Source organism: Streptomyces africanus, from assembly GCF_030816955.1.
Taxonomy (GTDB): Bacteria; Actinomycetota; Actinomycetes; order Streptomycetales; family Streptomycetaceae; genus Streptomyces; species Streptomyces africanus.
In genome coordinates this window covers 641,256-665,143 of sequence record NZ_JAUSYP010000001.1, presented here as the reverse complement: position 1 = coordinate 665,143, position 23,888 = coordinate 641,256, and the positions used below count along the sequence as shown (strand labels likewise).

At 71.1% G+C, this 23,888-nt stretch carries 15 protein-coding genes and 2 pseudogenes; 4 read left to right on the top strand and 13 right to left on the bottom strand.

What is annotated here, in order from left to right; translation table 11 throughout:
* Position 1: 1 nt before the first annotated feature.
* Positions 2-1,006: a fumarylacetoacetate hydrolase family protein gene (locus tag QF034_RS03345; RefSeq protein WP_307173474.1), complete on the bottom strand. Its 1,005-nt coding sequence runs from the start codon at positions 1,004-1,006 to the stop codon at positions 2-4.
* Between the two features lie 128 nt (positions 1,007-1,134).
* Between QF034_RS03345 and QF034_RS03340 the strand changes: the two genes are divergently transcribed.
* Positions 1,135-2,070: a LysR family transcriptional regulator gene (locus QF034_RS03340; protein ID WP_307173473.1), complete on the top strand. Its 936-nt coding sequence runs from the start codon at positions 1,135-1,137 to the stop codon at positions 2,068-2,070.
* 197 nt (positions 2,071-2,267) lie between these two features.
* Here the strand turns inward: QF034_RS03340 and QF034_RS03335 are convergent, their stop codons facing one another.
* Together QF034_RS03335 and QF034_RS41420 are read right to left on the bottom strand one after the other, a co-directional pair.
* Positions 2,268-3,821: a serine/threonine-protein kinase gene (locus QF034_RS03335; RefSeq protein ID WP_307173472.1), complete on the bottom strand. Its 1,554-nt coding sequence runs from the start codon at positions 3,819-3,821 to the stop codon at positions 2,268-2,270.
* A gap of 153 nt (positions 3,822-3,974) precedes the next feature.
* Positions 3,975-4,196: pseudogene (locus QF034_RS41420) on the bottom strand (hypothetical protein); the annotation flags it as partial.
* Positions 4,197-5,056: 860 nt separating this feature from the next.
* Here QF034_RS41420 and QF034_RS03330 point away from each other — a divergent pair.
* Complete coding sequence (locus tag QF034_RS03330) at positions 5,057-5,545, top strand: GNAT family N-acetyltransferase (protein ID WP_307173471.1); 489 nt, start codon at positions 5,057-5,059, stop codon at positions 5,543-5,545.
* A 306-nt stretch (positions 5,546-5,851) separates the two neighbouring features.
* Here QF034_RS03330 and QF034_RS41415 read toward each other — a convergent pair whose 3' ends face one another.
* From QF034_RS41415 to QF034_RS03295, 7 genes are all read right to left on the bottom strand, one after another.
* A complete protein-coding gene (locus tag QF034_RS41415; protein ID WP_370880765.1) occupies positions 5,852-6,163 on the bottom strand; it encodes a hypothetical protein in 312 nt (103 codons plus the stop codon).
* A gap of 441 nt (positions 6,164-6,604) precedes the next feature.
* Complete coding sequence (locus QF034_RS03320) at positions 6,605-7,288, bottom strand: TetR/AcrR family transcriptional regulator (RefSeq protein WP_307173470.1); 684 nt, start codon at positions 7,286-7,288, stop codon at positions 6,605-6,607.
* 183 nt (positions 7,289-7,471) lie between these two features.
* Complete coding sequence (locus QF034_RS03315; RefSeq protein WP_307173469.1) at positions 7,472-9,166, bottom strand: allophanate hydrolase; 1,695 nt, start codon at positions 9,164-9,166, stop codon at positions 7,472-7,474.
* Entirely contained in the window at positions 9,163-12,759 is a 3,597-nt protein-coding gene (gene uca / locus QF034_RS03310) for an urea carboxylase (protein ID WP_307173468.1), read from the bottom strand. The genes QF034_RS03315 and uca overlap by 4 nt, the downstream gene beginning before the upstream one ends.
* A complete protein-coding gene (locus QF034_RS03305) occupies positions 12,756-13,574 on the bottom strand; it encodes an urea amidolyase associated protein UAAP2 (protein ID WP_307173467.1) in 819 nt (272 codons plus the stop codon). Before QF034_RS03305 ends, uca begins: the two co-directional genes overlap by 4 nt.
* A 1-nt stretch (position 13,575) precedes the next feature.
* Complete coding sequence (locus QF034_RS03300) at positions 13,576-14,487, bottom strand: urea amidolyase associated protein UAAP1 (protein WP_307173466.1); 912 nt, start codon at positions 14,485-14,487, stop codon at positions 13,576-13,578.
* 73 nt (positions 14,488-14,560) lie between these two features.
* A complete protein-coding gene (locus tag QF034_RS03295; RefSeq protein ID WP_307173464.1) occupies positions 14,561-16,156 on the bottom strand; it encodes an amino acid permease in 1,596 nt (531 codons plus the stop codon).
* A 358-nt stretch (positions 16,157-16,514) separates the two neighbouring features.
* On the opposite strand from QF034_RS03295, the gene QF034_RS03290 reads away from it, so the two are divergent.
* Positions 16,515-17,894 (top strand): DEAD/DEAH box helicase, encoded by a 1,380-nt coding sequence (locus QF034_RS03290; RefSeq protein ID WP_307179787.1) that lies wholly within the window; start codon positions 16,515-16,517, stop codon positions 17,892-17,894.
* A 241-nt stretch (positions 17,895-18,135) separates the two neighbouring features.
* Here the strand turns inward: QF034_RS03290 and QF034_RS03285 are convergent, their stop codons facing one another.
* On the bottom strand, positions 18,136-20,889 hold the full coding sequence (locus QF034_RS03285; RefSeq protein ID WP_307173463.1) for a SpoIIE family protein phosphatase: 2,754 nt from the start codon (positions 20,887-20,889) through the stop codon (positions 18,136-18,138).
* A 200-nt stretch (positions 20,890-21,089) separates the two neighbouring features.
* On the opposite strand from QF034_RS03285, the gene QF034_RS03280 reads away from it, so the two are divergent.
* The gene (locus QF034_RS03280; RefSeq protein ID WP_307173462.1) at positions 21,090-22,211 is read left to right on the top strand and encodes a PP2C family protein-serine/threonine phosphatase; all 1,122 of its coding nucleotides are present in this window, start codon (positions 21,090-21,092) and stop codon (positions 22,209-22,211) included.
* 77 nt (positions 22,212-22,288) lie between these two features.
* Here the strand turns inward: QF034_RS03280 and QF034_RS03275 are convergent, their stop codons facing one another.
* Both QF034_RS03275 and QF034_RS03270 read right to left on the bottom strand, forming a co-directional pair.
* A complete protein-coding gene (locus tag QF034_RS03275) occupies positions 22,289-23,215 on the bottom strand; it encodes an ABC transporter substrate-binding protein (RefSeq protein WP_307173461.1) in 927 nt (308 codons plus the stop codon).
* Between the two features lie 13 nt (positions 23,216-23,228).
* Positions 23,229-23,888: pseudogene (locus tag QF034_RS03270) on the bottom strand (ABC transporter permease); the annotation flags it as partial.

Here is a 23,888-nt window from a genome sequence, read left to right as displayed (position 1 = left end):
CTCATCGGGCCTCCTCCGCGACACAGCGGGTGCGCTGGGCGCCGAGCCCGGAGACCGAGCCGTCCATCACGTCGCCGTCGCGCAGCAGCCGGCCCCAGTGGATGCCGTTGCCGGCCGGGCTGCCGGTGAGGACGAGGTCGCCGGGGAGCAGCCGGGCGGTCTGGGAGATGTACGAGACCAGCCGTGCGACGCCGAAGACCATGTCCTTGGTGGACTCGTCCTGCATGGTCTCGCCGTTGAGTTTGAGGGTGACCCGGAGGTCGGAGGGGTCGGCGATGGAGCCGGCCGGGACGATCCACGGGCCGAGCGGGGTGAAACCGGGGGCGTTCTTGCTGCGCAGCCAGTCGGTGCCGATCGAGGGCATGTCCCGGCGGAAGACGGTCGCGCGGTCGGTCAGGTCGTTGGCGATGGTGTAGCCCGCGACGTACTCCAGGGCTTCCTCCACGGTGACCCGGTAGGCGGGGCGGGAGATCACCGCGGCCAGCTCCAGCTCCCAGTCGGGCTTCTGGGCCCAGGAGGGCAGCACCACGTCGTCGTAGGGGCCGCTGATCGTGGTCGGCAGGCCGATGAAGACGTACGGGAGGTCCTCGGCGGCCCGCTTGTCCATGACCGCCGCGACCTCGGCGCGGGCCTCCTCGACGGTGCCCGGGGCGTCCGGGGCGCGGTGTGCGACCGCCAGGTCGATCACGTGCTGCCGGTAGTTGGCGCCGGACTGGAAGATCTGCCGGGGCTCGACGGGCGCGTGCACCGCCAGGTCCGCCAGCGGTCGCCAGTCGCGCGTCGGGTCCCCGGCGAGGGTGTGCAGGCGCGGCAGCTCCTCGTCCCAGCGCTCCAGGAGCGCGAGCGTGGTCAGCGCGGGTTCACCCAGTGCCGTGCGCAGGTCGAGGACCCGGCCGTCCGGGGCCACGAGGCCCGGAAACCTGGACTCGCCCGGTGCCGAAAGGGTGCCGATGGCGAACGGTCCGGAGAAGGGGGTGAAGGGTGCCGACGTGGCTGCGGATGTCACGGAGATTTCCTCCCGATTGCGGTGCCACTAATCTGGCCCGTAGATTACAATCAGGGAAATCGATTTCCTGTATATAAGAATCCAGCCGGTGAATACCGAGGGTGCCGGCTCCGGAATTGGGACGCTTCGTGAACTTGGCCAGCCTGGACCTCAACCTCGTCGTTGCCCTGCGCGCCCTCCTGCAGGAGCGCAACGTCACCAGGGCCGGCCAGCGCATCGGGCTCAGTCAACCCGCGATGAGCGCGGCGCTGGCCCGGCTGCGCCGCCACTTCGACGACGACCTGCTCGCCCGGGTGGGCGGAGGGTACGAACTGACCGCCCTCGGGCAGGCCCTCCTCGACCGGACCACCACCGCTTGCGACCTGCTGGAGCGCGTCTTCGCCAGTCAGGCCGAATTCGACCCCTCCCGCGAGGAACACGAGTTCACGCTGATCGCCTCGGACTACGCGGTTGCCGTCTTCGGCACCGAACTCGCCCGGACCCTCCAAGCCGAGGCACCAGGCATCCGGCTCAGGTTCAAACAGGTACCGAACGAATTCATCGACAGCACCGGGTCGCTGCTCAGCACCGTGGACGGGCTGCTGCTGCCCCACGGCATCATTCGCGGCTTCCCCACGGTCGAGCTCTACCAGGACAGCTGGGTCTTCCTCGTCGCCGACGACAACCCCGAGGTCGGTGAGCAGCTCACCCTCGACGACCTGGCCCGACTGCCGTGGGTGACGTACCAACGAGCCTACGATGCCCCCGCCGCCCGCCAGATCGCCACGCTCGGCATCGAGCCGCGCGTGGCGGTCTCCGTCGACAGTTTCCAGCTGATGCCACTCCTGGTCGCGGGAACCCGCCGGGTAGCTCTCCTTCAGAGGCGTCTCGCCGACGAGCTGGACGGACTCGCACACGTCCGCATCATGGAACCGCCCTATGACGCCGTGCCGATCCAGCAGGCCTTGTGGTGGCATCCGGTACACATGCACGACGCGGCGCACATGTGGCTGCGGGAGACGGCGGCCCGGGTCGCCGAGGCCGTGGAGGCAGGGCGGCCCACGATCTGCAGTCAGCCGAGTTGAGGACGGGTTGGGCCCTTGCGAGGGCGAAGACGCTGCCGCGCTCCGGCCCTGCCCTCCCGCCGCGGTGAGGGTACCCACGTCGGGGAGGCGGGCGAGCTGGACGGCCATCTACTTTGCGTAGCCGGTGGCGCCCAGGGACAAGCAGCCCGGCGCCGGACGGGAAGGGCTCGGCACCGCCGGGTCGGCGGGCGCAGCCGTCAGCGCCGGGTGAGGGTGGACGGCGCCCCTGCGGACTGGTGACCTTCGTCGCGCAAGCCCAGGGTGTCTCGGCCGGTCATCGTGACGACGTAGATACTGCCGTTGGGGCAGGGGACCTCGGCCCCCTGTTCGGTGGAGTGGCTGCTGACCGCCTTGAGGACCATCGACGCCTTGCGTATCTCCTGCAGTCGCAGGGTCTCGGTGCATCCCAGCTCACGTTTGGTGTCCACTTCTGTCACCCTGCTGACCTGCTTGCCCGCCATCTCACCTCGTTGTGCCGGGTGGAGAGTCAAGGTGACGCTGAACCGGTCGGTGCGGGGCTCAGTGAAGCCGTCAGGAGTGGGATTGCCTGGCCCGGTGCCGACCCATGTACCTGCCCAGGCCTCGGGAAGCGAAGTGGCAGCCGATGACGACGAAGGCGTCCCGTCGGAGGCGTCATCGCCGGAGAAATGCCGCACGAGGAACGTGCCCGTCGCGGCCATCAAGGCCACGGCCATGGTTCCGGTGACCGCTCGGCCGGTACGGCCGGACACCCACCGTCGCACGGCGTCGACACGCGGCAGGACGGCGGTCCGTGCGTCGGCGGAAGCCGGGCCGTCTTCGGGCTCACGTGACACAGCCGCCACAGACGGCGGTTGCACTGTTGCGGAGATCAACGCGTGCGCCTCTTCCTCCCGCACGGCGAGATCTTTCTCCAGCCCTTCGGGCAGCAACTGCGGCCAGGTACCGCACCGCCCGCCCAGGCGTTCCAACAGCACGCTGACGGTGTCGGGCGTGGCCCGCTGCTCGGGGTCCTTGGCCAGACAGGACCGCAGGAGCGGAACCAGAGCCGCCGGGACGCCGTCGAGGTTCGGCTCCTGGTGCACGATGCGGTAGAGCAGCACAGCGGGCGAGAACTCGTCGTTCGGGTTGGAAAACGGGCCCCGTCCCGTCGCCGCGTACACCAGTACCGCAGCCAGCGAGAAGACGTCGCCCGGTGCACCCGATTCCCCAGCACTCACCTGCTCCGGCGCCAGATAGCCGGGAGAACCGATCACACCGCCCGTCCTCGTGTGACGCGTGTCCTCCCTCGCGCGCGCGATCCCGAAATCGATGAGCAGAGGACTACGGCGGCCCAACAGCACATTGGACGGCTTGACATCCCGGTGGGCCAGTCCCGCCCCGTGTACCGCTGCCAGCGCCCCGAAAAGCTCGGCCGCCAGTGCCAGGACGCACGGCTCGGACAGCCGGCCGTACTGCTGCACCCACTCCGCCAGTGACGGCGCTGCCACGTACTCGGTGGCGAGCCACTGCGGGCGCTGCCCCGGAGGGCTGTAGTCCACCACCGCAGGTGTCCAGGGCGAGCGCACCCGGTCGCTGTTACGGATTTCCCGCGCGAACCGCTCCTCGAACCCCGGTCCCCGTCCGAACTCGGCACGCACCGTCTTGAGCGCCAGCGGCCGCCCCGACACCGTCCGGGACAGATACACCCGCCCCATTCCGCCCTCACCGAGCCGCGCCAGCAGTGGATAGCCACCGAGAGCTTCCGGATCCGACCCGTCCAGCAACTCCACGCCCCGCCGCCCTCTCAGATTTGCACTGCCGATCAGGTTCAGCCCAGGACCAGCACAACCAAGCGCCGCATCCGTGACATCGGCACCAAGCATCACCTGTCACCCCCGCGATACACCATTCTCAGCCACAACGTCCGGCAGCCCGAGAACAGGTCACTGGGCGAGAGCCCACGTGGGCCGTCGGGAGGGCGCACATTGGCAGTAGCTCCCGATTTGTTCGGTTGTGTGCATGTCGTGGCATCGGGTTGGGGCGGTGTTCCTGCGGCCTCGCGGTCGTCCAGGGGGTCGGGGCCGTGAAGGTTTCGGTGCTCCGGCCCGGTGGGCGGCCTTCCAGCAGATGTGCCGGAAGTCACGGCGGACGCGGGCAGGGGCGAGTCACGATCCGCAAGGTCACCGCCCGCGGCGGACGCCGATCCGGCGCTTGTCTCCTACTGCGGCACCATCGGCGAACCGTTCTGGGCCAGTTTCAGGCGGGGTGCGGAGGCGGACCCGCAATGTCGGGAAGAGCTCCGGCCGGTGCGTGCCCACCCGGATCCTGGTCATGGTCGAGGCTCTCGGCCCGGCCGACGGCGATCAAGAGGTACGCGATCGAATCAGCACGCCACATCCCCGTGCTGGTTCCATGCTGACTTCGAGGGCCGGAATCATGGAAACCGCAGGTCCTAGCCCCGACCGAATGAGTTGTCGTACCACTCGATGGTGGTGCCGATGAGGCTGGCGGCGACGATGCGTTTGAGGCTGGCGGGGGGTGGGGGAGCGGTTGCGGGGGAGGGCATCGGCACCACTTCCAAGCGGTCGGCGGGGACGGGTTCGTGTCGCCATACCGTAGGAATCCGCAGGTCGGGGGCACATGTGGTGGGACACCATAGTTCGAGGGGTGGCTATGCGTGTGGCCACCATGCCCGCTCATGGAAAGGCGGTTCAGAGGCTCGATGGCGGTCGAAACGAGCGCCGTCCGGGACGCGTAGTTCAGGGGGATTTGATGGTGCGGTGCTGACTCCCGTGCTGGTTCGGTGTGGCCCTCGCTGCGGCAGGCCCAGGGGAAGCAGACCCCGTTCTTCGGCTCCTCCGCAGCGGTTCGGGCGTCCCAGTTGCTGTCGGCGGGCGGCCGATGCGGCGGCAGTGACCTGGTCGATCGGGGCCTGGGCAGGCGGTTCCCGGGAGCGGTGCAGGAATCCGGCCCGAGCAGCCGACCCGCCGCACGACGGCACGCCCCGGTGCGAAATACTCTCCCGATGAGTTCACGCACTTCCCCGATCAGCCAGCCGATCACGATACGGAGGGCTGTCGCGCGGGATGCCAAACGGCTCACGCGGCTCGTGCGTGGCTCAGGCGCCTACGAGGGTAAGTACGCAGCCGCAGTCGCGGGCTACCGGGTCGGGCCTGATTACATCGAGGCCCACCGCGCCTTTGTGGCCGTCGGCGCCGACGAGCATGGAGGCCGGGTCCTCGGGTTCTACTCGCTCGTCCTCGCCCCACCGGAGCTCGACCTGCTGTTCGTCGCCGACGACGTGCAAGGACGGGGTATTGGACGGCTGCTCGTCGCGCACATGCAGTCCGAGGCCCGTGCCGCCGGGCTCGATCGTGTCAAGGTCGTGTCGCATCTTCCCGCCGAGGGCTTTTACCACCGCGCCGGTGCGGTGCGGATCGGGACCGCGCTCGCGAACCCGCCCGCTGTGCCGTGGGACCGTCCCGAGTTCGAGTTTCGCGTTTCTTCGGAATGACGCGGTGTGCCGGTTACCCGGCGTCGCCCGGTGGGCGCTGGTGCTGCTGCCCGTCTACTGGATCGGGGTCACCGGCCGTTGGTGGACATCGGCTGGTGCCTGACGCGGATCGGCGTGCTCACGAACCTGATCGGTAGTGCGCTGGCGAGGGGCGGCGCCGTGGCCAGCGGCGCGCTCGTGCGGCGGCTTGGGCCGCCGCTGGGCGGTGATCGTGTTCGGGGTGGCGCAGCTGCTCGCCTTCTGGCCTGCTGCCGCTGGCCGCCGGCTCCCGCAACGCGATGCTCGCCCGGGCGGCGGTCATCGCCGTCAACGTCGTACGGACACCAGATCCAGGCGGCCGCCGGCCATGGCCACCACGGAGGACACGAACGCCTGGAGGCAGGCGTGCTCGGCCTCCTCGTCAGGATATGAGAGACGCTGCATCGTCAGCCCGTCGAAGCCGGCGAGGAAGCGGAGCGTCTCCTCGCGGGTTGCGTCCTGAGAAGTGGGGAGGGAGCCGCCGGCCAGGAAGTGCTCAAGGCGCTCGGCGTCCTCGCGCGCCTCGCGGCCGGTGATACGCAGGGTGGCTCCGTGGGGGCGGGTCGCGACGATGTGCGCTGAGGCACCTTGGCCGGCCATACCTGAACGCAGGCTGCCGCCGGCGATCCGGCACTCAGCACCAGTCCCACGACCCCCACGATCTCGCCGCCCTTGTCGGTGCTCACAGAGGGATCGGCCGAGGGCAAGCGCAATGAGGCCGTCGGGTCGGCCTCCGACATCTGAGCCAGCAGTTCGCGGGCGTCGAATGACTTGTCGTACCACTCGATGGTGGTGCCGGTTCGGGCCCCATACCGTAGGAATCCGCAGGTCGGGGGCGCGGCGGGACAGCATGGTTCGAGGGTTGGCTCTGCGTGTGGCCACCATGCCGGCTCATGAAGGCGGTTTCAGGGGCTGGATGGTGGTCGAAACGAGTGCCGTCCGGGACGCGTGGTTCAGGGTGATGTGACGGTGCGGTGTGCCGTGATCGATGAACGCGCAGCAGGTGTTCGCCATTGCTCGATTCGCCCGTTGAGCCGCCGGTCAGCCGAAGCGGCTCAGCAGGACCTGCGACTCGTCCCTGGCGGCGGCCACCTCCGACTCGCCGAGCCCGCACAGCCGCAGGCACGACGACGCGATGACATCGGCGTCGGCCGCTTCCGGCTCGCGAGAACGCCGTATCTGAATGACGACCTCGACCAACTGGATCAGCAGTTCGCCGATCCTCTCGGCGGGCACGCTGCGGGCGACGCCCTCGGCCGCCGCCTGGGCGCCGAGAGTGCCGTAGCTCTCCTGCAGCCGGCCCCGCTCGGCTCGGAAGGCGTCGAAACGCTCCGCCCGCACCTCTGGCAGCAGATAGAGCGTGCCGATGTTGTACGGAGTGCGGCAGAGGGTGCGTACATCCATCGCGGCCACCGCATAGAGCGCCGCGGCCGGGGTCGCCCGCTCGGGCACCAGTGCCTGGATCCGCTCCACCATATGGAGACTCGGCCGCACGGAAGTGGCCAGCAGCTCGGCGAGGATCTCTTCCTTGGTGGCGAAGTGGTAGTACAGAGAGGCCTGCCTGATGCCCACCCGTTCGGCGATCATCCGCGTGCTCGTGCTCGCGATCCCGCGTTCGGCGAAGAGCGCGCCCGCGGCGTCGAGGATCTGTTCCCGGGCGGAGGCGTCAGGGTCGGACGGCGGCGCGTGCCGGGGTCTGCCTTGGCGGGGACGCGTGATCGACATGTTTCCATCCTGCCACCTTGGTGGCGGACCTCTGCGGTGCCCGGTACTCGAGCACGGCGGCCGGGAGCACGAACAAGCACCGACGTCTGCGCACGTGGTGCTGCTGACGCAGGCTGTGCCACCGCATCCTGAAGACGCCTGAGGCCTTGTGGACTCACGTCCTTGGGCCCTGTCTCCTGACGGTCATACCGATTCCTGATAGGCCCGCCAGCCGCCGAAGCGAGTGATGTCGGGCGCGCCCTCGACGGCGTACGGCTCCACGAGGAAGCCGCTGACCTGTCGTCCGTCGGCCAGCTCGACGGTACCGATGGTCATCGGCGCGGGAACGGCTGTGGTGAACGTCCCGAATCCCGAAGCCGGCAGCCGCCAGATCTCGCCCTCGATGCCACTGCCCGCCCCGCCGTCCGCTCCCGTGCCGCGGCCCGGCCCGCCCTCGGGCGCCCGGACCAGGCCCGGCTTGGGCGGTTCGGTGGCCAGGGCGTACAGCCGGTAGCCGCCGGCGGTGCGCGCCGGGCCCACCAGGGTGCCGCCCGCCTGCACCAACTGGGCGTTGAGCGGCTGCCCCGTGAGGTGGGCGCCGACCACGAACAGGTCGAGCCCCGGGTTGGCGAGCCGCTCGGCGAGGGCGGCAAGGGCGCGGTCGGAGAACGCCGGGCCGGTGAACATCACGCCGAACGGCAGGCCGTCCACGAACCCGGCGGGGACGGCGAGCGAGGCGTAGTCCAGCAGGTTGGCGAAGTTGGTGAAGCGCCCCATCCGGGCGTTGGCGCCGACCGGATCGGCCGCCACCTCGTCGAGGGTGGGGTGCCAGGCGGTGGTCGGGGTCAGGAGCGCGGCGCAGCCGTCGAGGGCCGCGCGTCCGGCGGCGCCGAGGGCGGCGAGGCGGGCGGTGTCGCCGGCCCAGTCGGCGGCGGTCTTCTCCCGCCCGGCCAGCACGATGGAGGCGACGGTGGGGTCGAGATCCGTACCGATCAGGTCGCGGTGCTTCTCCAGGTGCTCGCCCACGGCGGCGTACCGCGCGGCCACGAATGCGCCGCCGTACAGCAGTTGCGCCGCCTCCAGCAGTGGCGTGATGTCGGCCTCGACGATCTCCGTCCCGGTGCTCGCCAGGCGGGCGGCCGCGGCGTCGAAGGCTTCACGCCAGCCGTCGGCCATGCCCTCCAGGTGCTGTGGCCCCGGGACGGCAACCTTGGGGCGCGCGGGTGGCAGCGAGAGCCGGGGGCCGGTGCGGCAGAGCGGGTCGGCCGGGTCGGGGCCCTCGACGATCTCCGCGGTGACGCGGGCGAGCCGCAGGTCGCGGGCGAAGACGGTCACGCAGTCGAGGGCGTGGCACGCGGGAACCACCCCGGTCACGGGCACCAGACCCTTGGTCGGCTTGACCCCGACGATGCCGTTGAGGGCGGCGGGCACCCGTCCGGAGCCGGCCGTGTCGGTGCCGAGCGCGATGTCGGCGATGCCCAACGCGACCGCGACGGCGGAGCCGGAGGACGAGCCGCCGGAGATGCGGGTCGTGTCCCAGGCGTTGCGTACCGCGCCGTAGGGGCTGCGGGTGCCGACCAGGCCGGTGGCGAACTGGTCCAGATTGGTCTTCCCGAGCACCACCGCGCCGGCCGCGCGCAGTCGCGCCACCGCGGGCGCGTCGGCCGGCGGCAGGTAGGCGTACGACGGGGCGCCCGCGGTCGTGGGCAGGCCGGCCACGTCGATGTTGTCCTTCACGGCCGCGACCAGGCCGGCCAGGGGCAGCGCCGGGTCGATCCCGGCCGCCTCGGCGAGCACCTCGCCGCGGGGCCTGAGGTGGATCCAGATCTCGGGCCGGCCGGCGCTCTCGATGCGGTCGTACGCGGCCTCGACGCGTGCGGTCGGCGTCACGGCGCTCATGCCCTCACCGCCGCGAGGACCTGGCCGGCGGCGACCTGTTCACCGGGCTTGACGTAGATCTCCAGCAGGGTGCCCGCGGCGGGGGCGCTCACCTTCGACTCCATCTTCATCGCCTCCAGGGAGAGGATCGGGTCACCCTCGGCGACGACGGCGCCCGGCTCGGCGACGGTCTGCCAGACGGTGGCGGTGAACGGCGCGGTGACCGGGACCGCGCCGTCCGGGACGGCGACCGCGACGGCACTCGCGGCCGCGGGGCCGGGATCGTCGTCCCGGTCGAACTCGCCCGTGGCCCGCCAGCGATCCTTCTCGGCCTCGAACGCGGCGCTCTGCCGCTTCCGGAAAGCGGCGATCGAATCGGCCTCGGCGGACAGGAAGGCGTTGTACTCGGCGATCGAGAAAGCCCCCTCCTCGGTCCGGAAGGCGCCGCGGCCGGCGTCGGTCTCGGCGCGCAGTTCGAGCAGCTCCTCCGCGGTGACGGGGTACCACTCGATGCGGTCGAAGAAGCGCAGCGCCCACGGCGAGTCCTCGAACAGCCCGCCCTTGCGGAACCGGTTCCAGATCTGCACCGTGCGGCCGACGAACTGATAGCCGCCGGGACCCTCCATGCCGTAGACGCACAGATAGGCGCCGCCGATGCCCACGGAGTTCTCCGCGGTCCAGGTGCGTGCCGGGTTGTATTTGGTGGTCACCAGGCGGTGCCGCGGGTCGAGCGGGGTGGCGACGGGGGCGCCGAGATAGACGTCGCCGAGGCCGAGCACCAGGTAAGAGGCGTCGAAGACGGTGCGGTAGACGTCGTCGGCGGTCTCCAGGCCGTTGACGCGGCGGATGAACTCGATGTTCCACGGGCACCACGGGGCGTCGTCGCGCACCCCCGCCATGTAGCGCTCGATGGCGAGCCGGGTCGCCGGATCGTCCCAGCTCAGTGGAAGCCGCACCGTGCGGGAGGGGACCACCAGCTCATGCGTGGGCGCGACCTCGTCCTCCAGTTCACGCAGCAGGACGGTGAGGTCGCGGGGTTTCAGCCGCCGGGTGTCGGTGTGGATCTGCAGTGAGCGGATGCCCGGGGTGACGTCGACGATGCCGTCGGGCGCGTGCGCGGCGAAGGCCTCCTGCAGGGCATGCACGCGCATCCGCAGCCCGAGATCGAGCACCATGGGGCCGTACTCGACGAGGACGTTGTCGTCACCGGCCCGGCGGTAGGTGACGCAAGGGCGGTCGTCGGTGGCCTCCAGACGGCCGAGTATGCCGTCGTCGCCGTCTCCGCCCGCGCTGATCAGCGCGGGGGAGGCACGGCGGGCATCCAGGGCGGCCGCCTCGGCTTCCCTGACCGGCACGAAGCGGACGGTGTCCCCGGGGCGGAGCTGACCGAGCTTCCACGCATCCCCGCCGGCGACCACCGCGGGGCAGACGAAACCGCCCAGGGACGGCCCGTCGGGGCCCAGGATGATCGGCGTGTCGCCGGTGAAGTCCAGAGCGCCCACCGCGTACGGCGTGTCGTGGATGTTGGAGGGGTGCAACCCTGCCTCGCCGCCGTCCTGGCGGGCCCACTGGGGTCTGGGCCCGATCAGGCGGATACCGGTGCGGGCCGAGTTGTGGTGCACCCGGTAGTCGGTGGCGTAGAGGGTGTCGATGTCCTCGCGGGTGAAGAACTCGGGCGCCGCGTGCGGGCCTTCGGTGACACCGATCTGCCAGTGCGGGGTGATCGCCGGCCGGCGCTCGGGCGGTGTCGGCCCGCCACCGGCGGTCGCGGCGGCCCCGGGCCGCAGGACGTCCCCGGCGAGCAGGGCCCGACCGCCGTGTCCGCCGAAGCCGCCGAGGGTGAACGTCGAGGCGCTGCCCAGGTACGCGGGTACGTCGACGCCGCCCCGGACGGCCACGTAGCTGCGCAGGCCGGGACCGTGGCAGGCGCCGAGGACCAGGGTGCCCCCGGCCGGGACCGGCACCGGCTCCCACAGGGCCGCCGCGGCGCCGTCCACCGTGACCGGGACGGGGGCGCCGGTGACGGCGACCACGCAGGCGGCGGAGAAGCGCAGGGTGAGCCCGCCCGCGGTGACCTCCAGTGCGGGCGCCCCGGCCGGGTTGCCGACGGCCAGGTTGGCCTCGGCGAAGGAGACGGGGTCGAAGGGCCCGCTCGGCGGCACGCCGACATGCCAGTGACCGAGCCGGCCGGGAAGGTCCTGGACGGTGGTCATCGCTCCCGGCACCAGGACGTCGACGCGTGGCTCAGGGTCGGTGGTGGTGGCGAGGGTGCTGGTGCTGTGCACGGCCTCGCGCACCTCGTCGCGCACGGTCAGCGAGCGCAGCAGGCCCAGGTTGGTGACGACGCCGTCGACCCGGCTGGCGGCCAGGGCCCGGCCGAGCACGTCGAACGCGGTGCCGCGGTCGGGGCCCTTGGCGATCACCTTGGCCAGCATGGGGTCGTAGTACGGCGAGACCTCCAGGCCGGTCTCGGCGAAGCCGTCGACGCGGACGCCGGGGATCTCGTCGGCGCCCTGGCCGGGGAAGGCCGCCCGGGTGATCAGGCCCGAGGAGGGAGCCGAGTCCTTGCCGGGGTCCTCGGCGTAGACGCGCGCCTCCACGGCGTGTCCGGAGGGCGTCCACTCCCGCTCGAAGACCGCGTCGTCGACCCGGTTGTCGCGGGCCAGGGTGAGCATGAGTGCGACGAGGTCGACGCCGTACGCCTCCTCGGTCACCGGGTGCTCGACCTGGAGCCGGGTGTTGACCTCCAGGAAGGCGGCCTCCTCGCGCACCGGATCGTAGACGAACTCCACGGTCCCCGCGCCGCGGTAGCCGACCGAGGCGAGCAGCCGGCGCGACGAGTCCCGCAGCAGTTCGCGGACACGGTCGGGCAGGGCCGGGGCCGGGGCCTCCTCGATCACCTTCTGGTTGCGGCGCTGCAGCGAGCAGTCGCGGTCGCCGAACACGGCGATCCGGCCGGTGCCGTCGCCGAAGACCTGCACCTCGACGTGGCGGGCCGGGCGGACCAGACGCTCCAGGAACACCCCGGCCGACCCGAAGTGGGACTCGGCGAGCGCCGCCACGCCGGCGAAGGCCTCGCGCACCTCGTCGCCGGTGGCGCAGGCCCGCATGCCGATGCCGCCACCACCGCCCGTGGCCTTGACCATCACGGGCAGCCCGATCGACTCGGCCGCGGCGACGGCCTCCTCGGCGCTCCCGAGCAACTCCGTCCCGGCCAGCATCGGGACTCCGGCCGCCCTGGCCAGGGCGCGGGCGGTGTGCTTCTCGCCGAAGGCGGTGATCTGTTCGGCGGTCGGGCCCGCGAAACGCAGGCCGGCCTCCTCGACGGCACGGGCGAAGGCGGTGTTCTCGGAGAGGAAGCCGTAGCCCGGGTGGATGATTCCGGCGCCATGGGCGAGCGCGGCCTCGATGATCGCGTCACCGCGCAGATACGAGTCGCGGGCGGGCGCCGGACCCAGCCGGACGGCGTGGTCGGCCTCGCGGACGTGCGGGGCGGCCCGGTCGGCGTCGGAGAAGACGGCGACGGTACCCAGGCCCAGCTTCCGGGCGGTGCGGATGACACGGCGGGCTATCTCACCGCGGTTGGCGACGAGAACAGCGGTGGGGCGGTTCACGCGGCGGCCTCCGGGGTGCGGGTGGCCCGCGCGGACCGCGGGCCACCCGCGAGGGGACCGGGGCCCCCGCCGCGTGCCGGGTCCACGACGATCATTCGCAGCGGGGTCGGGTTGAAGTCGTTGCACGGGTTGTTCATCTGCGGGCAGTTGGACACCATCACCAGGACGTCCATCTCGGCGCGCACCGCGACCCGGCGGCCGGGCGCCGACATGCCGTCCACGATGCCCAGCGCGCCGTCCGCCTCGACGGGCACGTTCATGAACCAGTTGAGGTTGGAGACGATGTCCCGCACCCCCAGACCGCGCCGCCCGGCCTCGGCGAGGAAGTTCTCGCGACAACCGTGATGGAACATCACGTGGTGGCCGTAGCGCAGGGTGTTGGACTCCTTGCCGCAGGCGCCGCCGATGGTGTCCTGACGGTCGATCTCGTTGGCGACGACGGTCATCAGCGGGCGGCCCTCGCTGCTGCGCAGCACGGTGCCGGTGCGCACATAGGCGTTGCCCTGCCAGGCCAGGGTGTCGGGCACGCTGTAGCGCTCCTCCGGGTCGTCGGCGCTGTAGAGCAGGCAGTCGGCCGACTGGTTGCCGCCGACGTCGACAATGGTCAGGACGTGTCCCTCCTTCACCACCGCCGACCAGGGCGCGTTGGGGGCCACCTTCTCGTCCAGCACGACGGCGCCCTCGACCAGGCTCGCTCCCCAGTCCAGGGGGGAGCCCTCGGCGTACACCGCGCCGACCGGGACGGTGGAGGGGAGGGTGCCGCCCGAGGTGGTCGGGTAGGTGGCCGACGTGCTCTCGGTGTGAGTGGTCGCCATGTCACAGCCCCCGGGCTTCGCAGTAGTCGACGGTGTTGAGGTAGGCGCGGTGCAGCTCGGGCGTGGCGGTGAATCGCGGATCGTGCGGGCCGGTGGCGGCTGCGCGCCAGGCGTGCACGCGCAGCGGACCGACGACGTAGCCGGGGCGCGGGTCCAGCGGATGCGCGACGTTGGCGACCAGCACCAGCAAGGGCATTTCCGCGAGGAGTTCGACATGCGTGCCCGGGCCGGCGCTGCCCCGCCAGGCGAGTTCACCGTCCGCCTCGACGCGTACGCCCTGGAAGAAGGAGAGGCTGGGCGGCAGGTCGCGACGGCTCAGGCCGTGCTTCGCGGCCGCCTTGAGGAAGAGTGCGCGGCCGGAGGGGGACGGCCCGTGGGGGCGGGCATCACCGTACTTGCGTTCGTTCCAGGCGTCGGTGGTGGTGCCGCAGAACGCGTCGTGCCGGCCGGAGGAGTCACCGGTGACCACGGCCAGGACCCGGCCGTCACCGGACAGCAGCGGATGGTTCTCCCCGAGGTAGGCCTGCCACGGGATCTTCTGGGTGTCGGCGACGTTGAGCCGCTCCGTCGTTTCCAGGGCGTTGAAGAGCAGCAGGTGGGGGCAGGCGTCGCCGGTCGGGTCGTCGAAACGCAGCCGGGTGCCGCGGGCGAGGACCTTGTGGGTGTAACCGCCGGGTGCCACCGTCTCCGCCCATACCAGGGCGGCCGGTTCCACCGCCGGCGGGCAGTGCGGGCTGCCGGACGCCGGGAGGTACGGCATCCACTCGCTCGCCTGTCCGCCCTGGGCGCGGGCGTCGTTCCGGGCACTTCGGACGGTGTCGGTCAGGTGCGCATCACGGACTCCGGCGGAGTCGTGCCCGGTGGCGTACTGGTCGTGCTGTGCGAGGGCCGTCGGCTCGTCGGCTGTGGTCATGAATGTGTCCCGTCATCCTTCGTCGGTACGTCGATCAGTGCGTCCGGTCGCGTAGCACGGGCCGCCGGACGACTCAGGCGGGCTCGGCGACGGCCGCGGCCTGCGCGGGCGGCTCGACGTGCGTGTGGGGCACGTGCCTCAACTCGATGTGGCGGTGCAGCCGCCGGGCCAGGAAGTAGGTGGCGGCGACGGCGAGACTGAGCCCGATGAACAGCAGGGCGCTCCACCGCAGCCACCACGTGCCGCCGGTGAGGTCGTAGATCTCGGGACGGGGCCACATCAGGTTGACCGTCATACCGGCCCCGTAGAGCACGGCGAGCGTGTTGACGGCCATCCCCCAGCGGCCCAGCGAGAACAGCGGCCGGCCTGTCTCGTCGACGCCCTCCGGGAGCCCCCGGTGCCGGATCCGGGCGACCAACTGCGGCAGCGTCACGCCCAGATAGGCCAGGTACAGCATGGCGATGCAGAGGCTGGCGAGGGCGGTGAAGATCGCCGTCTGGCGAAGGTTGACCACGAGCGCGATCGCGGCGCCCACGCCCACCACGACCGACGTGGTGATCGGCGTACCGGTACGAGCGGAGACCTTGCCGAGGCGCCGGTGGAACGGCAGGGCGCCCTCGCGAGCCATCGAGTAGATCATCCGTGCGCCGGAGGTCTGCACGGCGAGCGTGCAGGCGAACACCGCGACCGCGACGCAGCACAGCAGCAGCCGGCCCAGGACGTCACCGAGCCGGTCGGTGAGCACCCAGGACAGACCGCCGGTGGCCAGGTTCCCGTCGGTCAGGCTGCGCGCCGCCATCAGTCCCGAGAGGATCAGCAGCGCGCCGCCGACGCCCGAGAGGACCAGCGCCCGCAGGATGGTCCGGGGAGTGGTCCGGCGTGGGTTGTGTGTCTCCTCGGCGAGTTCTCCCGCCGAGTCGAAGCCGACCATGACGTAGGCCGCCATCAGCGAGGACGCGAGGAACGCCCCGATGTAGCCGCCGTCGCCGGTCCAGCCGGTGTGGTGTGCCACCACCTGCGGGCCCCGCTCGGGCAGGAAGAAGAGCACCAGCACCAGCGCGATCACACCGACGATCTCGATCGCGACGCCGATGCTGGTGGCGGCGGCCATCTGGCGGATGCCGAGGATGTTCACCACCGTGGTGAGCACCAGCAGGAGGCAGCCCAGAAGGACCGCGTTCCGAGCGCCCGTCGGCGAGCCGACCGACGGGTCGGCTCCCGCTCCGCCGACGATCTGGAAGCCGGACCAGATGCCCGGCAGCACCGCCTGCACCGCGATCGCGGCCGCCGCGACGGTGAGGATCTGGCCGATGATCATGACCCAGCCGACGAACCAGCCCGCCGTGGTCCCGGCCAGCCGGCTCGACCACTGGTAGATCGCCCCGGAGATGGGCCAGCGTGCAGCCAGTTCGGCGAAACAGAGCGCGACCAGCATCTGGCCCGCGAAGACCAGCGGCCAGGTCCAGAAGAACGCCGCCCCACCGAGGCCGAAGCCGAGGCCGAAGAGCTGGAAGACGGTGGTGAGGATCGATACGAAGGAGAAGCCGGCGGCGAATGAGGCGAATCCGCCCACCCCCCGGCGAAGTTCCTGCTGGTAGCCAAGGGTGGCGGGACTTGTCGCGACGCCACCGTCGGGGCTCTGCCCAGGGGCGAGTTCGGGCCGACCCATCGCGGCACCTCCGGTCGATCAAGGAATACCTGTCGATCGACAGGTATGGCGATGGTGGGCCGGACGCGTCTCACGCCTGGGTCCCGGACGTTAACTTCCTGTGTCTGGTGCCACTGAGCAGACGGACCAGCCGAGGTCGTACTGAGGCTTGGTCCGCTCCTGGTCCACCTCTCGGTGCCGGGTGCCGCGCACGTGTCCCGTGCTAGCGTTACGCGTTTGCAGCGTCGCTGTGCCGGTCTCCGTTCGGTGTCCCTGGCTGGTGGCCGCGTCCCTGCCGCGCCTTCCTCGGTACGGTCCCTTCGCAGGAAGGCTCTCTGTGAGCGAATCAGCACGTGCCGATGCCCGGCGGCGGGACGATGTGTCCGAGTCGTCGGACGCGACTTCGGCGGGGCCCACGGCGGCGTCCTTCGCACGGTTGGGGCTGCCGGCCGAGGTTCTGCGGGCGCTCGATGAGCGCGGTGTGACTGTGCCCTTCCCCATCCAGGTGGCGGCGCTGCCGAACGCGCTCGCGGGACGGGACGTCCTGGGCCGGGGCCGCACGGGATCCGGCAAGACGCTCGCCTTCGGCCTGGGGATGCTCGCCCGGACGGCCGGGCAGCGCGCGCAGCCGAAGGAGCCGCTGGCGCTGGTTCTGGTGCCCACCAGGGAGCTGGCGCAGCAGGTCGGTGAAGCGCTCATCCCGTACGCCGAGGCGCTGCGGCTGCGGCTCGCGACCGTGGTGGGCGGAGTGTCCATCGGACGGCAGGCCGCCGCGCTGCGGGACGGCGCCGAGATCGTCGTCGCCACGCCCGGTCGGCTGCAGGACCTGATCGGGCGCAAGGGCTGCCGACTGGGACGGGTGCGCATCACGGTCCTGGACGAGGCCGACCAGATGTGCGACATGGGGTTCCTTCCGCAGGTCACCGAGATTCTGGACCAGGTGCGTCCCGACGGGCAGCGGATGCTGTTCTCCGCCACCCTCGACCGCGACGTCGACCAGCTGGTGCAGCGCTACCTGCGCGACCCCGCCGTCCACTCCGTGGACCCCTCGTCCAGCGCGGTCTCCGCGATCGCGCACCACGTCTTCGTCGTGCACGGCCCGGACCGGTACGCCGTGACCACGGAGATCGCCGCGCGGGACGGCCGCGTCCTGCTGTTCCTGGACACCAAGCACGGCGTCGACCAGCTCACGCGGCACCTGCGGGCCAGCGGCGTGGCCGCCGCCGCACTGCACAGCGGGAAGTCCCAGCCGCAGCGCACCCGGACCCTGTCCCAGTTCAAGAACGGGCAGGTCACCGCGCTGGTGGCGACGAACGTCGCCGCACGCGGCCTGCACGTCGACGACCTCGACCTCGTGGTCAACGTCGACCCGGCCACCGACCCGAAGGACTATCTGCACCGCGCGGGCCGCACGGCCCGGGCAGGCCGCTCCGGCACCGTGGTGACGCTCGTCCTGTCGGGACAACGCCGCGAGACGAGCCAGGTCATGGCGGACGCCGACGTCGCCCCCACGGTCACCAAAGTGCGGTCCGGCGAGGCGGAGCTGAGCCGGATCACCGGCGCCAAGGCCCCCTCCGGAAAGCCTCTCGACGGCGGGCCGGCCGTACCGCGCCCCAAGAACCACAACGTCCCGTTCCGCGGCCTGGGCAGCACCAAGGACGCCGAGGGCGGTTCCGGCGGCAGGCCGTCCCGCAAGAGCAGCGAGGCCCGCAAGCTCGCGGAGGCCCGCAAAGCGGCCCGGGTGCGGCGCGGCGGCTGAGACCGGCTTCCCGACTGCCGGTCAACGGCAGTTGAGGTCTCCCGGGGGCCACGGCATCGCGCGAGCCGTGGAGTCCACCCGGCCGACCGCCACCGGGGCGGCCTTCGGCACTCCCGGACACCTCGCGCCCGAGCAGGCGCAGGGCGACGACGGTCAGGGCCCCGGGAGCAGTAGCGCTCGCACCGTGGCTCTCCGCGCGACCTGCCGCGCGGAGGGCGTCATCACCCGATCGCCGCCGCCTTCATGTCAGGGTTTTCGGGTCGGCTGCCTCTTCGTCCGGGGGCGTGTCCGCGTCGGCCGGTGCCGGGACGGGCTGCCGGCTGACCTCGGGCAGGTCCTGTTCGGCCCAGATCACCTTGCCCTGCGGGGTGTACCGGGTGCCCCAGCGCTCAGCCATCTGCGACACCAGGAACAGGCCCCGGCCTCCCTCGTCCGTCGTCGCGGCGTACCGCAGATGCGGTGAGGTGCTGCTGCCGTCGGCCACCTCGCAGATCAGCGTGCGGTCGCGGATCAGCCGTACGTGGATCGGCCCGGCGCTGTAGCGGATGGCGTTGGTGATGAGCTCGCTCAGGATCAGCTCCATGGTGAAGCCGAACTCCGACAGGCCCCATGCTTCGAGCCTTCGGGACACAGCGTCGCGCATACCCGAGACGGCGGCCGGGTCCGCTGGTACATCCCAGTCGGCGATGCGGTCGCGCGGCAGTACCCGAGTGCGGGCGACGAGCAGGGCGACGTCGTCCTTGGGACGATCGGGGAGCAGGCTGTCCAGCACGTCCTGGCAGGTCTCCTCGGGCGGCCGGCCGGAGTGGCCCGTCAGCGTGTCGCGCAGAATCTCCATTCCCACGTCCAGGTCGCGTCTGCGGTCCTCGATGAGTCCGTCGGTGAACAGGACGAGCTGGGTTCCCTCCGCGAGGCACAGCTCCGCGGTCCGGAACGGCATGCCGCCGAGGCCCAGGGGCGGACCGGCCGGCACGTCCGGGAAGGTGACGGTTCCGTCAGGCTGGACCAGCGCGGGCGCCAGGTGCCCCGCACGCGCCATGACGTAGTGGCGCGTCACGGGGTCGTAGATCCCGTACAGGCAGGTGGCGCCCACGACGCCCGCTGCGCTCTGCGCCGTCTCGTTCTGGTCGATGCGCCCGACCAGGTCGTCCAGATGGCTCAGCAGCTCGTCGGGTGGCAGATCGAGGGCGGAGAAGTTGTGCACCGCGGTCCGCAGCCGTCCCATGGTGGCGGCGGCGTGCAGGCCGTGGCCGACCACATCGCCGACGGCCAGTGCCACCCGGCTCCCCGGCAGGGGAATCACGTCGAACCAGTCTCCGCCCACGCCCGACTGGGCGGGCAGGTAGCGGTAGGCGATGTCGAGGGCGTTCTGCTCCGGCACGGCCTGTGGCAGCAGGCTGCGCTGGAGGGTGACTGCCAGAGCGTGCTCGCGCGTGTAACGGCGGGCATTGTCGATGCTGATCGCGGCACGGGCCACCAGCTCCTCCGCCAGCGACAGATCCTCTTCGTCGAAGGGCTCGTGCTGGTGCGCGCGCCAGAAATTGGCCATGCCCAGCACGACGCCACGGGCCTGGATGGGGGCGCTGATGAGGGAGTGGATGCCGTGGTCGATGATCTCCTTGGCGCGCTCGGGGTCCTGCACGCGCCAGCCCGTGGCGGCCGGCAGATCGCTCACCAACTGGGACCGGCCGCTGCCGTAGCCGCGCGCCTGGGGCGTGGCGGGAAGGTAGTCGAAAAGCCGGCCCCGTTCGGAGAGCGGATGGTCGTCCTGAATGCCGCACACGGCCGCGCGTCGCATGTCCGTCGCGGTGAGGGCCGGCTCCTCGCCGTGCAGGACGGCGTCGGCCAGGTCCACGGTGACGAAGTCCGCGAAGCGAGGAATCGGGACCTGCGCCAACTCGTCGGCGGTGCGCAGCACGTCCAGGGTGGTACCGATGCGGAGTCCGGCGTCGTACAGCAGCCTGAGCCGCTCCCGTGCCACCTCCGCCCTGCCGGTCACCGCCTGCAGCTCGGTGGAGTCGCGCAGTGTCACCACTGTTCCCTCGGGGCCTGCCCCGAAGTCCGTGGGCCGTTGGTTGACCGCGAGCAGCCGCTCGCCCGCGAGGTGCACCTCGTCGGTGGCCTCGCGCCCGGAGGCGAGCAGCGCCTTCGTCTCGGGATCGAGGCCCGGCAGCTCCGAGACGAGCTGCCCCTCGACGTCGGGCGGCAGCTCCAGCAGGCGTCTGGCTTCGTCGTTCGCCAGCATCAGCTGCCCGTCGGCGGCCACGATCAGTACCCCTTCCCGAACGGAGTGGAGCACCGTGTCGTGGTGCTCGTACATCAGGGTCATCTCGTCCGGGGCCAGGCTGTGTGTCTGGCGTCGCAGCCGCCTGCCCACCAGCGCCGTCACACCGGTGGACAGCGCGAGCGCTACGGCCCCGGCGCCCAGGATGATCGGTAGTTGCCGGGCCAACTGACTTTCGACGTTCTCGACCTTCATCCCGGCCGAGACCAGGGCCACCACCTGGCTGTCGGCGTTCTCGATCGGGACCGTGGCCTGCACCTCGCGACCGAGCGGGCCGTCGACGCTCTCCGTGTAGACCTTCCCCGCCAGCGGCGGCCCGATCTCGCCCACGAACCGCTTTCCGATCCGCTCCGGCAGGGGGTGCGTGTACCGGATGCCCTCGGTGTCCATGACCACGATGAAGTCGACGCCGGCGGCCCGGCGTGCCGCCTCGGTGAGCGGCTGGAGAATCTTGCTCGGATCCGGGGCCTGCAATGCCGCCAGGACGCCTGGTGAGTGCGCGTAGGTCTGTGCCACGGCCGTGGAGCGTCGCTTGGCCTCGGCGCTGGAGTCCCGCTCCGACTGCAGGATGAGAGCGAAAACGCCGCAGGTCACGAGCAGCACTACCAGGGCCACCTGGAAAACCAGCACCTGCCCGGCCACGCTCCGCGTGCCCTTGCTGAGGAGGCGCTTGACTGACAGGTGTCGAAAACGGGCGAAAAGATTCGCCATGCGACCTTTTTAGCATCGGTGATCCCCAGTGGCCAGGGCTCGGCCGACCCGTGCCCGGCTGACCTCGGGCCCCCGGGCGGCATGCGCTGCATGGCTTCGGCTCCTCCGGACGTGGCCGCCCGGCGCGCATTCCTCGCGTGCGGCGCATGATCCGTCCGCGCTCGATGTCCGATTAGGCCGATACTATGCATTTTGTGATCATGTCTGCACGGCTGTGGCGTCGTCGCCCCGCCTACAGCGGCCGATGGGAAGCTGCCCGGCTGTCACCCCTCATCCTGACGGCCGTCATCGCCGGCCTGGCGTTCTCCACGCCCAGGGAGATCGCCTTCAGCCGCCTTCTGCCCGCCGCGCCCGCCCTTGCCGCCGCGATGTGGCCCGTGCTCCCCACGATCCTGCTGGGGGCGTTCTGCCTGCTGCTCATGATCGTCCTCAGCTTCTTCTACACCGATCTGGGGACGCAGTACACGGCGGCCGCGATCGTCGCGGTCACCCTGGCGGCCGCATACGGGAGTCATGTCCGACTCCAGCGCGAGGAAATGATCTTCCAGATCCGGCTCGTCGCCGACGCAGCCCAGAAGGTGCTGCTGCGCCCGCTGCCACGCCGCATCGAGGGCGTCGAGATCGAGTCGCTGTACCTGGCGGCCCAAGAGCAGGCCCGGATCGGCGGCGACTTCTATGAGGCGATCGGCACACCGCACGGGGTCCGGCTGCTCATCGGCGACGTACGGGGCAAGGGCCTGTCCGCAGTGGGGGCGGCCTCGGCGGTGATCAGTTGCTTCAGAGAGGCCGCTTACGACGAGCCCGACCTGCAGGGCGTCATCCACCGCCTCGAGACCGCCGTCACGCGCCACAGCGCCGCGTTTCCGGCCCAGGACCAGCCCGAGCACTTCGCCACTGCTCTGCTCGCCGAGATCCCGCACGACGGCGGCTGCGTACGACTTCTCAACTGCGGGCATCCCCCGCCGCTGATCGCGCATCACGGAAAGGTCCGGGTCCTGGTCCCGACCATCGCCTCCCCGCCTCTCAACCTCGCAGCGCTCATCGGTGACCGTTACTGGGTCGACGTCGTCGCCTTCGCCCCGGGGGACCAGCTGCTGCTCTACACGGACGGCGTGTCGGAGGCCCGGGACCACGCGGGCGAGTTCTTCCCGCTGCCGGACTGGATGCGGCGGCAGGGCCTGGAGCAGCCCCGCGAGCTGCTCGACCAGTTGCACCGGGCTCTGCTGCAGCACAGCGGCGGAAGGCTCGACGACGACATCGCGGCCCTCGCGCTGAGGTCCTCCCACGCGCAGGATCGGGGAACCGTCGGCATCGAGGGCTGAGTCTTCGTGCCCGCATGCCGGAAAACCGCAGGTCCTATGTCTGTCCGCTCGGATTCCCGCTCGGATTCCCGGCCTCGTCAAGCCAGCCCGTGCTGCTTCGCGTACGCGTCCGCCACGTCCTCCGGGTCCTTCTTGTCCTTGTCCACCTGGCGGTTGAGCTCGGTGAGCTGGGCCGTGGTGAGGACGTTGCCGAGGCGGGCCAGGGCCTTGCGGACCGTGGAGTCGGCCTTGCGGTCGGCGATGAGCGGGACGACGTGCTGGCCGGGGATGAGGTTCTCGGGGTCCGTCAGGACCACCCAGTCGTTGGCCCGGATGTCGGTGTCCGTGGTGAAGAGGTTCGCCACGTCCACGTCGCCCTTCTTCAAGGCGCCTTTGACCAGGGGGCCGGAGGAGTCGAGGGACTTGAACTCCTTGAACTCCACCCCGTAGACGTCCTTGAGGCCGACCACACCCACCTGGCGCTTCTTCACCTCCGGCGCCGCGCCGATGACCAGCTTGCCGTTCTGCTTCTTCAGGTCGGCCAGGGAGGTCAGGGCGTACTTCTTCGCCGTCTCCCGCGTGACCACGAAGGCGTCCGAGTCCTCCGCCATGCCGTACGGCAGCACCTGGAGGCCGGCGGGGAGCGCGACGGTGAGGGCGTTCTGCATCTCGCCCTCCTCGGTCGCCGTCGCCTTCGGGTCGAGGTAGTGCAGGAGGGCGCCCTGGTACTCGGGCAGGAGGTCGATGTCGCCGCCCTTGATCGCGGGGATGAGGATCTCGCGGGTGCCGAGGTTGGGGCGGACGTTCGTCTTGACGCCGGCTGCCGTGAGCACAGCCGCGTACAGATACCCCAGCACCTGGTTCTCGGTGAAGTTGGCGGTGCCGATGGTGACTCCGCCCTTGCTGGAGCCGCCGCCGGAGGTCGTGCCCTGGTTGTCGAGGGAGGTGATGCCGCTCGCGCAGGCGGAGAGGGCGGGGACGGAGGCCGCTGCGAAGAGGCCGCCGAGGAGAGTGCGTCGGTTCATCGAGGGGTCCCTGGGCAGTGCGGTGTCGGAAGAGGAAGCGCTGGAGGGCGCTCAGCAGCAGATCGAGTACGACGGCCACGGCGGCGACCAGCACCGCCCCGCCGAGCACCTGCACGAGGTCGCGCTGGGCCAGGCCGTCGAAGACGTAACGGCCGAGGCCGCCGAAGGAGACGTACGCGGCGATCGTGGCCGTGGCGACGACCTGGATGAGCGCCAGGCGCAGGCCCGTCATGATCAGGGGGAGGGCGAGCGGCAACTCGACCTGGAACAGGACTTGGTGACCGCGCATGCCCTGCCCGCGCGCCGCGTCCTTCACGTCCGGGTCGACGGCGGTCATCCCGGCGTAGGTGTTGGTGACGATCGCCGGGACCGCCAGGGCGACCAGGGCCACGTAGACCGGGACCATGGACAGTCCGCCGGCCAGGAAGACCAGGACGACCAGGCCGACGGTGGGGAGCGCGCGGCCGAACGACGCCAGGTTGATCGCGAGGAACGCGCCCTTGCCGGTGTGGCCGATCAGCAGGCCCAGCGGGAGGCCGATGGCGGCCGCGATGAGCGTGGCGAGCAGGGAGTACTGGAGGTGCTCGGCGAGGCGGTGGACGATGCCGTCCGAGCCGGACCACTGGGCGCCGCTGGTCAGCCAGCTGCCGAGGTTCTTGAAGAGTTCGTACAT

Coding starts and splice junctions, on each gene's coding strand:
- QF034_RS03320 (WP_307173470.1), bottom strand. CDS start 7,288: ATGTCGATCACGCGTCCCCGCCAAGGCAGACCCCGGCACGCGCCGCCG.
- QF034_RS03300 (WP_307173466.1), bottom strand. CDS start 14,487: ATGACCACAGCCGACGAGCCGACGGCCCTCGCACAGCACGACCAGTAC.
- QF034_RS03295 (WP_307173464.1), bottom strand. CDS start 16,156: ATGGGTCGGCCCGAACTCGCCCCTGGGCAGAGCCCCGACGGTGGCGTC.
- QF034_RS03280 (WP_307173462.1), top strand. CDS start 21,090: ATGTCTGCACGGCTGTGGCGTCGTCGCCCCGCCTACAGCGGCCGATGG.
- QF034_RS41415 (WP_370880765.1), bottom strand. CDS start 6,163: ATGGCCGGCCAAGGTGCCTCAGCGCACATCGTCGCGACCCGCCCCCAC.
- QF034_RS03285 (WP_307173463.1), bottom strand. CDS start 20,889: ATGGCGAATCTTTTCGCCCGTTTTCGACACCTGTCAGTCAAGCGCCTC.
- QF034_RS03275 (WP_307173461.1), bottom strand. CDS start 23,215: ATGAACCGACGCACTCTCCTCGGCGGCCTCTTCGCAGCGGCCTCCGTC.
- QF034_RS03330 (WP_307173471.1), top strand. CDS start 5,057: ATGAGTTCACGCACTTCCCCGATCAGCCAGCCGATCACGATACGGAGG.
- QF034_RS03315 (WP_307173469.1), bottom strand. CDS start 9,166: ATGAGCGCCGTGACGCCGACCGCACGCGTCGAGGCCGCGTACGACCGC.
- QF034_RS03305 (WP_307173467.1), bottom strand. CDS start 13,574: ATGGCGACCACTCACACCGAGAGCACGTCGGCCACCTACCCGACCACC.